The 14,708-nt window shown below is 38.5% G+C and carries 13 protein-coding genes; all 13 read left to right on the forward strand.

Annotated features, from left to right (window positions below):
• The first annotated feature begins 121 nt into the window (after positions 1–121).
• On the forward strand, positions 122–883 hold the full coding sequence (locus MKY01_RS09555; RefSeq protein ID WP_339286339.1) for a hypothetical protein: 762 nt from the start codon (positions 122–124) through the stop codon (positions 881–883).
• A gap of 18 nt (positions 884–901) precedes the next feature.
• Positions 902–1,444, forward strand: coding sequence for a hypothetical protein (locus MKY01_RS09560; RefSeq protein WP_339286340.1), 543 nt, complete (start codon positions 902–904; stop codon positions 1,442–1,444).
• A 63-nt stretch (positions 1,445–1,507) separates the two neighbouring features.
• A complete protein-coding gene (locus MKY01_RS09565) occupies positions 1,508–2,128 on the forward strand; it encodes a hypothetical protein (RefSeq protein WP_339286341.1) in 621 nt (206 codons plus the stop codon).
• Between the two features lie 33 nt (positions 2,129–2,161).
• Positions 2,162–2,734 carry a hypothetical protein gene (locus MKY01_RS09570; RefSeq protein ID WP_339286342.1) on the forward strand — a complete coding sequence of 191 codons (573 nt, stop codon included), beginning with the start codon at positions 2,162–2,164 and terminating at the stop codon, positions 2,732–2,734.
• A gap of 4 nt (positions 2,735–2,738) precedes the next feature.
• A complete protein-coding gene (locus tag MKY01_RS09575; RefSeq protein WP_339286344.1) occupies positions 2,739–3,437 on the forward strand; it encodes a hypothetical protein in 699 nt (232 codons plus the stop codon).
• Between the two features lie 3 nt (positions 3,438–3,440).
• Positions 3,441–5,168, forward strand: a complete 1,728-nt coding sequence (locus tag MKY01_RS09580; RefSeq protein WP_339286346.1) for a hypothetical protein — start codon at positions 3,441–3,443, stop codon at positions 5,166–5,168.
• A gap of 66 nt (positions 5,169–5,234) precedes the next feature.
• Positions 5,235–6,395, forward strand: a complete 1,161-nt coding sequence (locus MKY01_RS09585; RefSeq protein WP_339286348.1) for a hypothetical protein — start codon at positions 5,235–5,237, stop codon at positions 6,393–6,395.
• A 61-nt stretch (positions 6,396–6,456) separates the two neighbouring features.
• Complete coding sequence (locus MKY01_RS09590) at positions 6,457–7,887, forward strand: discoidin domain-containing protein (RefSeq protein ID WP_339286349.1); 1,431 nt, start codon at positions 6,457–6,459, stop codon at positions 7,885–7,887.
• A gap of 329 nt (positions 7,888–8,216) precedes the next feature.
• Complete coding sequence (locus MKY01_RS09595; RefSeq protein ID WP_339286351.1) at positions 8,217–9,974, forward strand: hypothetical protein; 1,758 nt, start codon at positions 8,217–8,219, stop codon at positions 9,972–9,974.
• 11 nt (positions 9,975–9,985) lie between these two features.
• Complete coding sequence (locus MKY01_RS09600; protein WP_282322087.1) at positions 9,986–11,944, forward strand: DNRLRE domain-containing protein; 1,959 nt, start codon at positions 9,986–9,988, stop codon at positions 11,942–11,944.
• A gap of 147 nt (positions 11,945–12,091) precedes the next feature.
• Complete coding sequence (locus MKY01_RS09605; protein WP_127544339.1) at positions 12,092–12,352, forward strand: hypothetical protein; 261 nt, start codon at positions 12,092–12,094, stop codon at positions 12,350–12,352.
• A gap of 717 nt (positions 12,353–13,069) precedes the next feature.
• Positions 13,070–13,831, forward strand: coding sequence for a hypothetical protein (locus MKY01_RS09610; protein WP_076318347.1), 762 nt, complete (start codon positions 13,070–13,072; stop codon positions 13,829–13,831).
• A gap of 545 nt (positions 13,832–14,376) precedes the next feature.
• Positions 14,377–14,679 carry a DUF1805 domain-containing protein gene (locus tag MKY01_RS09615; RefSeq protein WP_076252362.1) on the forward strand — a complete coding sequence of 101 codons (303 nt, stop codon included), beginning with the start codon at positions 14,377–14,379 and terminating at the stop codon, positions 14,677–14,679.
• The last annotated feature ends 29 nt before the right edge of the window (positions 14,680–14,708 follow it).

Consider the following 14,708-nt stretch of genomic DNA (forward strand, 5'->3'; position numbering starts at 1 on the left):
GGTTGTTCAAGAATTTCTTTAATGATAAGCCAGGGACAGGTTTCCTAGTTATGGGGGAGGTATCAACTTGGAAACAGTCTTATAAAGAAAATATGCTACATAACGCTTAGGTAGGTGAATTATGTCAAATGGGATAACTTTAGCACATGTAGAGTCTTTAATTAGAGAAGCGGTGAAACATAGCGGTCCCGGGCAGCCAGGAGATCCTGGCGAAACTGAACTCGCTATCAAGCGGGCACTGGAGGCTGCTGGCGAAGCCTTACAGGCTGCCGGAAAAGCAAAAGAGGCTTATCAGACGACTCGACTTGTGTACCAGAGTCCGGTTGCTGATTTTGAGGAGTTAAGTATGCAATACCCTTCTCCTGAAATAGGCTGGACGGTGCAGACGTATAAGGATGGTAAAAGATATCGTTTTGATGGACAGACATGGGTAGAGATTGATGTATTTGGTCAAAACCTTCAGGTGGTTAATTCCGATATGGATGGGCTCATGAGTACAGCTGAACACCTGAAATTAAATGAGATTCCGTTGGAAGTACAGGATCGGGTTATAGTCTTTTGCAAAGAATCACGGGTGTACCCGGAAGTACTGGGGATTTTAGCCCCCTTTCCATTCGATGGCGAGATTTTACATGTAAAGGGCTACTGTGGAGTTTCTGGAGATACCGCGACTGAAATAAGAATTGAACGATCCAAGGATCTCATTCACTGGCAGGATGTGATGGGGAGTTCACTGAAATTTGAAGCATTTCAACATCAAGATGATGGTGAGGCTACATTTGAGGTGAGAAAAGTGGAGGCTGGAGATATCTTCAGAATCAACATCATCGAAGCCGGTTCAAACACTCAACATCTTACGATTCAATTAACGATCAGAACATAAAAAAGGAGATGGATTATAATGACACAACCAATTATTACATGGATGGACGCAACACATAGTAAGGAGATTATTACCCCTTTTGACTACAAGGTTATTGATGCGGATAGCAAAAGTGATATTTTTATTTTCAATGTATGGAACAATAAAAATGGTGCTTCGGACGTATCTAAAATGGAAGATTGCACGATTACAACGCGAGATATGACTGGTGGTACTGGAGACACGGAGGCTCATGATGTAGAAGTGGTGAAGAATAACTGGTTCCACGTTCAGGTTGATTCCTTGGGGGAGACAGATCTGGAAGAAGAAAGTTCACGTATTGGTAAGGATTACTCGAAACCCATCGGAACAACAGGCAAGACAACCAAAGATCATACAGGAACTGCTTATGCAACACCATTTGCACCGGGACCGAAAGAAATCCTGGGCGTTAGTAACAATGGAAATCCTCAAGATGCGGCTGGTAACTATGTAACGCTATCCATTCAATGTGTAGTGCCGCTGAATGCGAAAAGTGGCAAGCAACAGTTCAAGAAACGTATCTCCTATCGTTACGTGTAAAAAGAAACAATTATGGGACAGGCTATTGCAGCCTGTCTTTTTTATTAAAAGGGGGGAAGTTCTGTGATTCTAGGTAATACACAATTTACGCGCTCACCTGTATCTCAAGCTTATATATGGATTGCTGATTACTATGATGGTACTTATTTAAGCGAATTCGATTTGCAGACACAACAATCAAACAGTTTTTATAAAATTAACAAGGAAAAGTTAGTCTCTTTTGGATTGATCGGGCAAGGATCTCACGTGTATCACAACGTTGCCAACGGTGTATTTCATATTAATGCGGATCGGTACTCTATATCATACGTATGTGAAGAACAAGAATACCCGCTAACGGGTAGGACCTTTCTATACAGTGACATCATTCAATTCAAGAATGTTTCTTCAGATGTGAATATGAGTGGACATTCAGGTCCTGGGAGTTCGGGGGCTTTCCATAATACGATTGAATGTTTTAACTTCGGTTACAAAAAAATGATGAATTTGAACGATGTGCAGATTAACTTTCAATGTGTGTGTTCCCTGCCTCTAAAGGAATCCGTATTCTTTCAAATAAAAATTTCTTCTAACCTGGACTTGCCTGGGCAACTCGTTATTCGTAAAAATGGATTTGTCGTAGATCGAATCATAGCCCCTCTGAAGGCAAATTATGCAGGGATCATAAACTGGGACATTCGTTAAGCTGGATTTTGAGATGAGATAGGTGGTGAAAGTATGGAGATTCAAGAAATTGCACTGGATATAGATCTATCTATAGGTGTTTTCAAAGATACGATATATCAGGCTCAGAAGTTGAAATTAAGAGAGTTGAGCCAGGATGCGGACGGGAATTCAATCTATCCAGCTAATGGGTCTTGGGAGTCCACTCCCATTCGGATTCAGGATAAGATTGCTTCATTTAAAGGTGTGGCTGCAAGCGTAGATGTAGTAGGGGGAGCATCATACAAGATCTATTGGAGTACATCTGAGGATGGCTTTGAGTGGGGGGCGTATGAGGAAATTCTAGCAGATGTGACTGCTCCTAAGTCTCCTGCAAAGTATATGAAGGTGAAAATTGAGATTTTTGCTGAGAAAGAATATTCGAATTTCTACATAGACAATTTTAATCAGAAGGGGAAATACAATAATACCTTTGTCGAAAGTGATTCGGGTTCACTAGGCTTAAAGAAGATATATCAATTGAATATGGAAAGAGCATCGGACACTCCAACAGGGATGGTGCTGAGGCAGAAGATTGAAAATACGAAATTCAAGAAATTAGATAGGATTAGAGTGAGTAAGGGGTGATTTTATGACAGCTCCAGCGACTACAGGGCAGTTAAGAGAAAAGCTTTTTGAGATGGAGATCGGAGACTATATTGTCTGGAAGTACGACAATACAACAAGTGGATATATTTTTGGAGGTAGTACGACCGGTTATACAGAAATTCCGCTAACAGGAAATCCGTTAGCCAGTATGTCTTTGAAATACTTCTGGTATGCGATCAAAGTCGACAAAGGATTACTAATAGCAGATAGAGTCGTAAGTAACACGACAACATGGGATTGGTTAAATTCCAATAAGTTCGTCGAAGGTTCGCCACGCATTATAAGTGAAACATCAGGTGTTGTTCGTTGTCCAAGCGGGGGTGTTGCATATGCCGATGCGAGTGGGAACAAGTCAAATGCTGATTTGGGTTTTGGGGCTTTCCCTCCTATTAATGAATGGGATAAGTATATAATCAAATTTCCTACCAACAAGATTGTAACAGGTGAAAATTTAGATGGTGTTTTTCATCATTTAAATAACTACACTTGGTGCAAAGAAACACCGATTTATGGAACATGGAAAGATTCTGCTGGTAATACAACAACATCTGCTTCCAGTTCTCAGCGCATTGGTAGAGGTAGCAATACCAGAGCACAGTGGAGCGACATAAACTACGCCGCGAGTTCGGGCTCTTATGCGACTTGGGGATTTCGTCCAGTGTTCGAATATAAGGAGGTGTAACGTATGGCAGTAATTGGACAACAATTAGTTACACCCCAAGCAGGGTGGAAAAGATTCAATGCAACTTCCTCTGCAATTTCGTATGTAGGAGCTTGGGAGAAGTTTGAAACAACCATAGCTTCCTATCAATTCACTGATAATGTTGGCATGTTCTCTATCACACCAAATAATACAATGAAATTTAATTTCACGGGAAGAAAACTTCTACTAAAAGCATATGGGAATAATGACACAAGTGGATTTCTATTAACAATAGATGGTGTAAATCAGGGGAACATTAAAACTGCTTATAGTGTTATATCAACTATAGTAGTTTACGAGAAAGTTGATTTAGACGATCGTGAACACAATGTTGAGATAAAGCTATTACCGTATACGTCCGTTTCAGGAGCAACTAGGACAAGACTTTTGTTTGACTCTATCGATATAGATCAAGATAGGGATCTTAGAATAGTAAGATCAGTAGTGGGATCTCAATTAACTACACCAGAAAATGGATGGAAAAGATATGATGACAATATATCCTCCATTAAATATGTTGGAAGTTTCACTAACGGTGCAGGCACAGGTGCATACAATGGGTACTCTAATTACACTTCAACGCTAGGCGACAAAATTGTTTTTGACTTTGAAGGAAGCAAACTAAGATTAATTGGAGCAAGATATACCAATCGAAGTGATTTAATCGAAGTTTACGTTGATGGAAAATTGCATGGGACTCATTCACAACTAGGATCAGAACTTGCACAAGTACTTCAGGTTGAAATTGTGGGATTACCGAAATCAAGACATCGAGTAGAAATGGTGAATAAATCCAGTGGATTAACGACAACTTATATGGCTCTTGATGCAATTGACATTGACCTTGATGGTCGATTATTTCATCCAGACGAAGTAGCAAGCATTACTGAACTTGAGATTGGTAAGCGTATCAGATGTAACTATGTTGTGAATACCGCTGGTGTGGCAGGAGAGTTTAAAAATATAGGAGAAGAAACATCTGACTTTATATCAACAATATCTATTCCGAGTGCGCCTAATGGCGACTTCTATTTCATTGTTGTAGACGAATATAATAAAAAGAAGATATTGATTGCAGACAGACCTATTCAAGCGGCTATCTCTTGGGATGCATTAAATAGCAATGGTCTTGTGTTTGGTGTTCAAAAGGATTTAGGAGTGAAGAATTATATGTTTGTTGCAAGACTCCTATCTGGTGGATATTCGGCGACAGACAAACATAATGAGTGGGATCAGTACATTGTAAACTCAACGTTAAATGGTAATATTATTGTTGGAGACGATAGAGTATGGAATTGGAGCGCAGGATATTCCTTAACAAGCACAACAAATGCTAATAGTGCGAACAGAGTTAGAAGAGGGTACGCTACGGCTTCAACATCTGGTTCAATTCCTGCTTCAACTGCTAATGGATATAGACCATTAGTGGAACTAGAAACTTTGCCAATGTTTAAATCCTTCGTCAAACATGATGGAGCCTATAAAAGGCTTGATACTGTAACTTTAGAATGGAATACAATTTCAGCAACTTTACCATCAGAAGACACTTTTATTAATGACGGAATGGATGATCTCTCTGTATTAGATAGAAAAAACGAAAGTTTCGTTCAGACTATGACTGCCAATGGATCGCTAGGATCAGGCAAGTTGTTCAAAGGAAGTATCGATCTGAAAAAGTATTTTGAAATAAAAAGTTTAAGTGTGAAGTAGGGCTTAAATGCTCTACTTCTTTTTGTTTGTAAAATAATGATTTCGAAGAAAAGGAGATGAAGAAAGATGGCTGTGTTGAAGCAACCACTATCAAATCCCGAATCAGGGTGGAATAGGTATGATGACAATGATTCGAGGATCAGCTATGTGAATGGTACATGGTCAAATGCAGGCGGCGGTACACAAGACTATAATACTACTACAACGACAACCTCAACGGTCAATGCAGAAGTTAGATTTAATATAACTGGAAATAAACTGAGGATTATTTGTCAGACATGGACTAATTTTTCGAATAATGTTGAGGTTTGGGTCGATGGAAAACTAATTGATAGTTTTACTACCGCATTCGCTATCAATTCTACAAATGGTTATCGTGTGCTTGTTTTCGAGAAGTTAGACCTAAGCGAAGGTGAACATTTTGTAAAACTCATTAGTAAACAAGCGTTTACATTTAGGCTTGATGCATTAGATATAGATTCTAATGCAACTTTAAAACCATATAAAGAACCTTCAAATAAAATCTTACTTTCATCAGGTGATAAGTATAGAAGCGTGAAAAAAGGTGTGTTGGTTGATTCGAATGTAATTCCGGTACACAGTAGCAACACTTCGCAAAATGGTGGACTTGTAAACACAAACAACACAGTACCATCTACTGCTTATACTCTATTTGATGGAAATTCATCTAACAATCTAACGTTTAGTTTGATGACAAATGTTTGGGTAAGTTATGAGTTTCCATCTCCAAAAACAATAACAAAATATACTTTAATAGTAACAGGCGCAAGTTCGATAAATAGAGCACCAAGAGTATGGAAATTTGAGGGAAGTAATGACGGAACTATATGGATAGAATTAGATTATCAAAATGAATCAAGCAACAACTGGACTATGGGAGTTAAAAGATCGTTTGCAATAACGAATACGATTAAATTTAAGTTTTATAGAGTATTTATTTTTCTCTCAAATAATGGCTCTAGTACTGCTCCTTCCTTGTCTGAGATTGAGATGATGGAAATGAGTTCTAATGAATTATATGAATTAGATACTTTAAACGAGAATACTGCTTTAAATTATGGGTCGGATACATCAATTAATTTAACGGAGATATTTACAAAGGCGAAAGTTATAAAAAGCACAAATAGTACAGTCGGCTCAGGAAAAACCTTTGAGCACACAGTTGATATGTCAAAACGCCGAGTAGATAAAATTACACTTGGCTAAATTTACGAGGAACACACCTATATATGGTGTGTTCTATTTGTTTTTGAAAGGAGATGTTTAAATGACAGACGTAATTGCTTTAGGTGATGCTATTGATGCAATAAATTCTGTTGGGTTTACACCTTGGGGTATTGCCGTTATTGGTAAAGAAATATTTGTATCACAATACAACGTAACTACTTACAAAATTAAAGTGTTTGATGCAGACACGTATAGTGTTAAAAGAGAATTTAATATTAATGGTGTAACGGCAAATCAGTATGGATCAATTGGTACAGATGGCACAAACTTAATGGTTTCCAACAGTAGCGAATGCATAGTAACCGTAGATAAACAAAATGGGACTGCAATCAAAACAGGAACTATAGTTTACAGATTCAGTCTAACTGCAACATTTGATGTCGATTTAGAAAGAGATTTGATAGTATTTCAACAATATACTGGTGGTTCAGTACGTATCATTAGATATTCTACAGGTGTAATATTAAACACTTATAAAATGCCCACAAGTTCTACTGGTAGTGGTGCAATTATTTACAGAAAAAAAGGAGGTTCGGAAGCGTATATTGTTGTATCTCAATATTTCAACAATATGATATTTGTTTCAGGTGATATAAGTAAATCTACTGACAATCTAACATTTTCTCACATTTATACTTACAATAACACTTCAAAAATAACAGGGTTGGGGTTAAAGGGTAATCAGTTGTTTATTGGCGTATATAGTCCTTCTAGCAAGATTGTCCGTTTAGATATTAGTAGTTTGATTATTGATAAATTCTTGATTTCATCAGAAGATCGGTTATATTCTGTTGATAATCCACCTTTGAAATCAAGTGCAAGCACCACAGCAAATGATAACTTCCCGGCTCAAGCCGCAATCGATGGAATTGTATTAACAAATAATGCGAATGGTAGTAGATGGTCTTCTGCTTTAAATGATACAGGAGCATCGTTCATGATTGAGTTCCCATTTTCTATTGAAATAGATCAAATTAGATTCTTGCAATACAAACACAATAACTCTGGTAGCGTACATTCTCGTATCAGAAATTGCGAGGTAACTTTTTCTAATGGTGCCCCTTTTCAAACCACTCTAAATGATGCTTCAGTTGATTACAATCAAGTGCCTACAGAGTCGAATTGGTCTGTTATTCAGTTCCCATCCAGAAAAACTTCTTTTGTAAAAATTCAAAGACTAAGTAGCTACGCTGGAAGTCCAGATTACATTTCTTTTATTGAATTTGAGGTATATTCAAAGGGCAAAAAAATAACAAAAGATATGTTTATTGCTCTCAAGGCGCTAAACAACAGTACAGAAGAAAATTATTTGAAACACGGCATGAGTAGCAGAACAGAGATTAATTTAGATGATGAAATTGTAGGCAAGAAGTTTATTGTTAATCAAAATACAACTCTAGGTTCAGGTAAAGTTTTCAAACAAAAAATAGACACATCAAAAATACCAATTAAAAATGCATCGATCACATAAGTATGTGAAATGATTGTTTGATTTAGAATTTAGGAAGGAGTGAGACAATGGCTATCATACGGACTATGCCATCTTCAACTATATTTAATGTATCAACTTGGGATACACCGAATGCTAATTTTTTTTATGATAATCTTATATCTACAACCGTGAAACTAGTTACAGGAAACCCATCTGGTCAAAACTCAGAGATCCATTGCTCTTTTCAAAAAGCAACTAAAATACATTCACTAGCAATTACATTCGGTGAAGTTGACAGTAGGCTGTCTATTAAATCATTTGAGGTACATGGTACAGAAACCGATTCAAATTCGGGATTTGTAAAATTGTTGGAAAAAAGTACTGAGACGGTGTGGGCTTCTGGCGAAAAAAGAGTATTTAATTTACCAACCAATTCAAAAGATTTTAAGAGATACAAGATTGTAGTCACTTCAAATCATGGATACTCAGAGATAAATGGTGCAAAGACATATATTGTTGCTGAGTTGGAGTTTAAAGAGGTTGTATCAATTTCTAAAGTGTTGATATTTAATAATTCCAAATACAAATACTACAGCTCGGGATGGATAGATATAGATGCTCATGTTGATGAACAGACCTATCTAAACGTAGGGATGAATGATCTATCAATAATCCCTGAATCCGCATGGTCACAACTTCAAGGTGAAGTAGAACTATGTTACTACACGGACGACCCAACCAAAACAGAAGCATCTTTCAATATCGAAACTGATCCCTTCACCCTAGCCGAAGAATGGGAAGACAAAGAGATCAAAATCATCGAATACACAGATGACCCGAATCAAACCGAATCAAAGATTACAATCGAAACCGAACCTTTTACAATATACGACGAGTTGGGTGACAGTGTGGATGTTCTATACTACACAGACGATCCATCCAAAACTTCAGCGGAACTAAATATCACGGCTAACTACTCCCCATTGGATGAACTTGAGGGAGATTTTGACGTGGTTACGTGGACGAATGATGAAGAGGTAATTGCCGGAAATCGGGACATGATGCTAACGTATGACGCGCTACCGTTTGAACAATTAATTGTGCAACCAACAGACATAGCGTTATATGGAGACGTGAAAAAGGTTGTCGCTACGAAAGTAACGGAGAACAGTCCGGAAGGTATATTAAGAATGGCTGCTTCGTTCGACTCAGGGCTCACATGGAAGACATACCGTTTCAACAAGTGGCTTGATCTGGATATCCAGGATACAACGTTATTCAAAAGAAAAGGAATGAACCTGGACACACTCAACGCCATCCCTGAAAAGGATCTAATAGCTTTAACTCGAATTGCCTACTACTTCGATAGCAGTAAGCACTATGAAAACAGCTATTCGCTTGACGAAGTGAAGATGGTCGTTGATGCACCGCGACATGCAGTGGAGTTTAGAGATATGTCACTGCAACTGTTAAACACCACAGCCACAATCGACCTGATCTTCTCTGGAAACAAACTTACAGGTGTGCTGGATGATGCAGATCAGGGCAAGGTTAAATACCGCGTCTTGTTGAACGGTAAAACGTATTATCCGGCGGATGGCAATTTTACACGACTAGCAGCATCTCCATTCAATATTGAACTCAATATTGACGAGAGAAATGTTAATTTTGGCGAAGAGAATACATTGAAGGTTGAATTTCAGGATTATTGGGGTGCCGTAGACTCACGGGAAATCAAGTTTATCGGATCGTATTCAGGATTAATGTTTATGGACGAGTCTGGAGATTTTCTTTCAGATACCTTTGGTGGTATTTTGAAACAACTTGATTATGGGGTGATCATTGCCGGACAGACGACGTTAACAAAGAAAGTCAGAATCAAAAACTTGCTTGGTTATGCTGTGGATCATGTTTACCTGGAGATGGATAAGAAATTCGAAACGGATGGTGTTGAAGTCCAATTATCCAGACAGGCCGACCCGTTTCTTCCGATCGATTATCTGACCTATGGTCTGATTCAACCGGAGGATAGCATCGATTTTTATATTCGTATCGCAACGGATATTCATGCCAAGCCGAATCCTAATGGCAATTTTGAAATGAAGGTCACAGCAGACCGGGTGTAGCTCTCAATACAATGAGACAGGAAGTGAGTGGAATTAATAACGGTGAGACTCTATTAGATAGTTATATACATATTAAAAGTCCGGAAAATCGTTTTACAGCAAAGTATATTCTGTACAATCAGGTGGATGAAGAACTGTCTTCAACCCTAATAGCTGCTACAAGAAAAGTGTCCGAGATCGTCTCTAGTGTATCCGTACGTGTCAGACGGTCACAGGAATTGAGCAATTCGCTATCGGTGATGTACAGGTCGCAAGGGGATCTGAGCGCAACCATTCAAGCGGCATCCAAAGTTGATCTTGAATGCATGTTGTACGTTCGACCACATAACCGTGCACACGGCAAATATGAATTATTTGAAGCACCTCGTATGACTGTTAACCTGAAGCCTGTTGCTGATGCAACCACGCGAAGTCAAACTCACCTGCAAACGATCAACTTTGGTGATACACAGCGTATGATGATCGGCAGAGACGAGATAGAGCAATTCGAATCATTTATACATTTCGGTGATCTGGATACTAAAATACCTGATCTGTTATATCTGGAAGAAGCTAAATTGAGGTTATATTACACAGGAACCCTGGCACCTGAAGCACACATTGAGCTACATCAGCCGGATACACTGTGGCGTGAGTACGGGATTACGTATGCGAACAGACCTCAGTCCATTCAGCTCTTATCGTCCAGTTATATCCTGGATACGACTGAACGTTATGTTGAGTTTGATATGATGGCATTGCTTCGAATGTGGAGAGAAGGTATTCTTTCGAATGTTGGAATGATTATTCAGTCTAGCGGTAACACGCCGATATATTTCAACACTCGTGAATCTTCCAAACCACCTGTTTTGCAGATCAAATATATCACTTCTCAAATCTATTCCATTGGTCGAACCGAAATCGAAAGTGAAATTTTTATTTATGGTGCAGGTCACAAGGACATAGCTTCAACGTTAGTTGTACACAGTGATATTGGGCTGGACTGGCTCAAATCTCAGTTGTACGTCCACCGTTATGAGGATCACATGCATCATGATATACCTCAAGTAATCGCGGTCAGCCGTCCGTACCTGGATGTAGATCTGACAATAGCTAAACGTATAGATGCAGAACTAGGTTCGAACATTTCTATTGCTGAAAGTAGGACAGAAGAGAAGGAAACATGGGTTTCTATTTCTAAGCCCGAGCTTCATGCGCAGTTCATTACTGCTATACGAACAACTAAGGATACAGACGGTAATCTTGCCGTTAGAACAGGTCTGGACGACGAAAAAACTGTAGAAATCGCAGTGTCTCATCCTGACTTGCCTTCAGTCATTACGGTAGATAGACAAATGTCTCTAGTCAGTACGTTAACGATATCACAGCTGCTCGATGATGGACGGGATACGAGTTTAATTGTATCCGTACCAGATCTTCATGCTTCATTGGAAGTCTCCAATTATATAAAAGCAACTTCAACGTTGGGGTCTTTGCTTACGGTCATGTACGACGGTGATTCGACTGTGATTTCGGAGATTAGGGTTAATAACCCTGATCTGAATAGTGTTCTTCAAGTCAGAGCATTAGATCATGATGAGAGGGCAGGCAGTCTTGAGATTCCTTATTTGGAAGAACAGCTTGGGCAATTATATATTTCAAGACCTGATGTGCTTTCCAGCATTGAGGTCAAGTATATGGATGTTTTGGATGCACACATTAGTATCAAGGAAAGAGAATACTTGGATAGCTATCTTCAGGTGCGAGATTGGAAGGATATGCAGTCTACAGTAGATGTGAGACAGATTGTCGATATGGCTACTGAAGTGACAATTTCCAAGCCTGATCTGGCCGCGTATGTCTTACCAAGAGTTATTGCGAATGTAGAGTTAGATTCGATCACAAGTATCCGTAAACGGGATGCCGGTGATTTAGTGACCACAGTAATTGTGAAGAGTCCAGGAAATCAAGCGTATTTTTACATTTTATAAAATGAGTACATCATCAAAGAGGGCGTTGGCCCTCTTTTTTTTTACGTTTAGGCTCATGTCCATCCCTAAGCATCTGTACTTTATTGTGTAACAGTCGTCTTCTCATTATGATACAATGTGTTCATCACACATTAAGGAATGAAGACCATGCATCAAGGGGACAGTGTATTTGAACAGATTATGAAGCAGAAAAGATTGAAGCCTATCAAGCCTGAAACTACAAAAGTTCTAGTTAAACCAATACATAAAAAGAAACTAGCTCAGGAGCAATTAAGTGATATGGATGTCCAGTTCAAAAAGTCGGTAGCTGAATCAATAGATCGAAGTGTACTTCATAGACGTGTACTGGGGATTAGAAGAGAGTTAATGGAGATAAGACGATTAAAGAATGATGAGCAAATGTTTTAAGGTAGGCTGGACACAATGACATACAGTTTTCACGGCTCAAATATGATTAGTGTACCTAAAAAGCATGTATGTTCAACATACTACCTGTTAAATTAAACCGAGTATAGGACTACTAAGTTTACTGCATAATTGCAGATTAAGTTTATGTTTTTGCTTAAAAACGACCTCTTTCAATTTTTAATATAGGTGCTAGTCACCGTCATTGTGACGGAGAACTTTAATTATCTCACGACAATCTTAACCAACGAGATTCGTCTTATATAAATATTGAAACTCTAGTGTTAATCTGAGAACAGGTATTCTTTTGTTAACTTTATGAAATCTACCTGAAAGTAATCGGACTCAAAAGTAACAACGAATGTATACTTTTAAATCCGAGTTGAGCTTACTATGGGTATAACCACAGGAATCATTTTTTTAATAAATAAATCAACTGCAATTATCCTTTTTATAAATGTCCTTGAAAGCGTGAGGAGGACATTTGAGAGAAATAAATTCAATGATCTCTTTTTCAAGCTATATCAGTAAAGATGTACATAATTGCTAGTATTACTATGACAGCAAGAACGGCCCATAGTAGGGTATATTTTTTCATATTATCCTCCACCTTCTTGATGATAATTTAGTATAACTGTTTCAAATCACCTAATTAATGGTAACGTATATAAATCACCATGCCAATACTAATATATTAACCAAATGGGAGGAAATGATTCAATGTTAAGGAAATTCTCAAAGAGTGCTCTTGCACTAATTCTAGTAACAACGATATTTGCATCCATGGCATCTGCGAAAGATACTCCTGAACCTGAAGTATATACACCTGAGCAATATACAGAGTATTTGATACAACTTATTAATGATGGGGATACTGGAGCTACTCAGACATTAGAGCAGTTTAATAGTTTACCAACAACTAAACAAAAAGCTTTCTTAAGTTTTATTTTTTCAGAAGAATATGTAAATGCAATGAGCGAAATGTTGTCTGGTAACGAAACTTCATCGTATAAAAGCTCTAATCAAGAAATACCAATTGAAATAGAGTCCAGTTCTACTGATCAAGTTCAAGCAAATCAATTATCAGCTGGCGCTTTTGCGGCTAGAGCTAATCAAGCGGCATCGGTGAGCAGGTCAGAGAAATTGAGCATATTTGGTGTAGATACATCCACAATAACTTTGACAGTTAGTTGGGAGCACAATGGAAATGCAGCTGTTAAGCCTCTTCAAGTAATCCAAGGACATCTAAATCGGAATCCAGGATTCACTCTAAGTGAGACATCAAATAATAGTCCGGGGTACATTTCAGAGGGATACTTTAATGCCACAGGGACTTGGACTATGCGAGCAACCGCATCTTTAGGTTTTGTTAGTGATACATTAGGAATTAACATTAAAGCTTCAACACCGTCTAATAAGTATTACTATACAACTTCTACTAAAAAAAATATGAATGCCACCAATGGTTGGGTGAAGTATTAATCATAGTTGAAATTTTTGGTGTGGTGATGCGCAAGGGGGGGAGTGCTCCCCTTGTATAATTTAAATTTATACTATCATCAAAAAATGATTGATCATGCTGTACGATATCAAGTCTTATTATTTAGAGGTTACAGTTAAACCTCAGGGTTTATTTTGCTTCCTCCTAGTCCTCTGGCCGCGGGCTTCCAATGAAAATCTGAATGGCTTGCTTCAGGAGTTTTTCACGAAAGGCACCGCTCTCTCAAATGGAGGATACAGATCTCGCCGGTTCACTGTTTCTTTAAAGTTTGGATATTTCCCTATGAAATTTCCCCATTCATTTGGAGCCATTTTATAGTCCGATAATCATGCTCATTCCCACTCTTAGGTAATACTTGGCAGTCAAAATATCAATTCCTCCATATTCTTCTATAATGTATCATGACAAACACTGTCTGAACTGTAAGTACCTACATTTTCTCAACCACGGCAGGTGTCCACACGACAATCCAGAATGAGGCATACAATTATCGTGACCTGTGGAAGAGGAGGTGGATCGGGAAATTATGGTGACGATGGAGCCCATTGTAGTTGGAGAACATGTATTGGTAGGGGTAGAAGTCAAGCTGCCCAAAACAACGTTGCTGACTATTAACACATCCAAAGGATATATCATGTGCGGAGCACTCGACGTGGGGTTACTTAATGAGAAGCTCGGGGATCGCAAAATTATTGCAGCTCGGGCGGTTGGTGTGCGTACACTGGAGCAATTGTTGCATGCACCTATGGAGTCGGTGACAACAGAAGCCGAGGCCATTGGCATTACGGTTGGCATGACGGGTGTAGAGGCTTTGTTGAAAATGATCTAAGCACTAACAAAAGGGCTCCCTATGGGAAG

Source organism: Paenibacillus sp. FSL R5-0486, from assembly GCF_037975155.1.
Lineage (GTDB): Bacteria > Bacillota > Bacilli > Paenibacillales > Paenibacillaceae > Paenibacillus > Paenibacillus amylolyticus.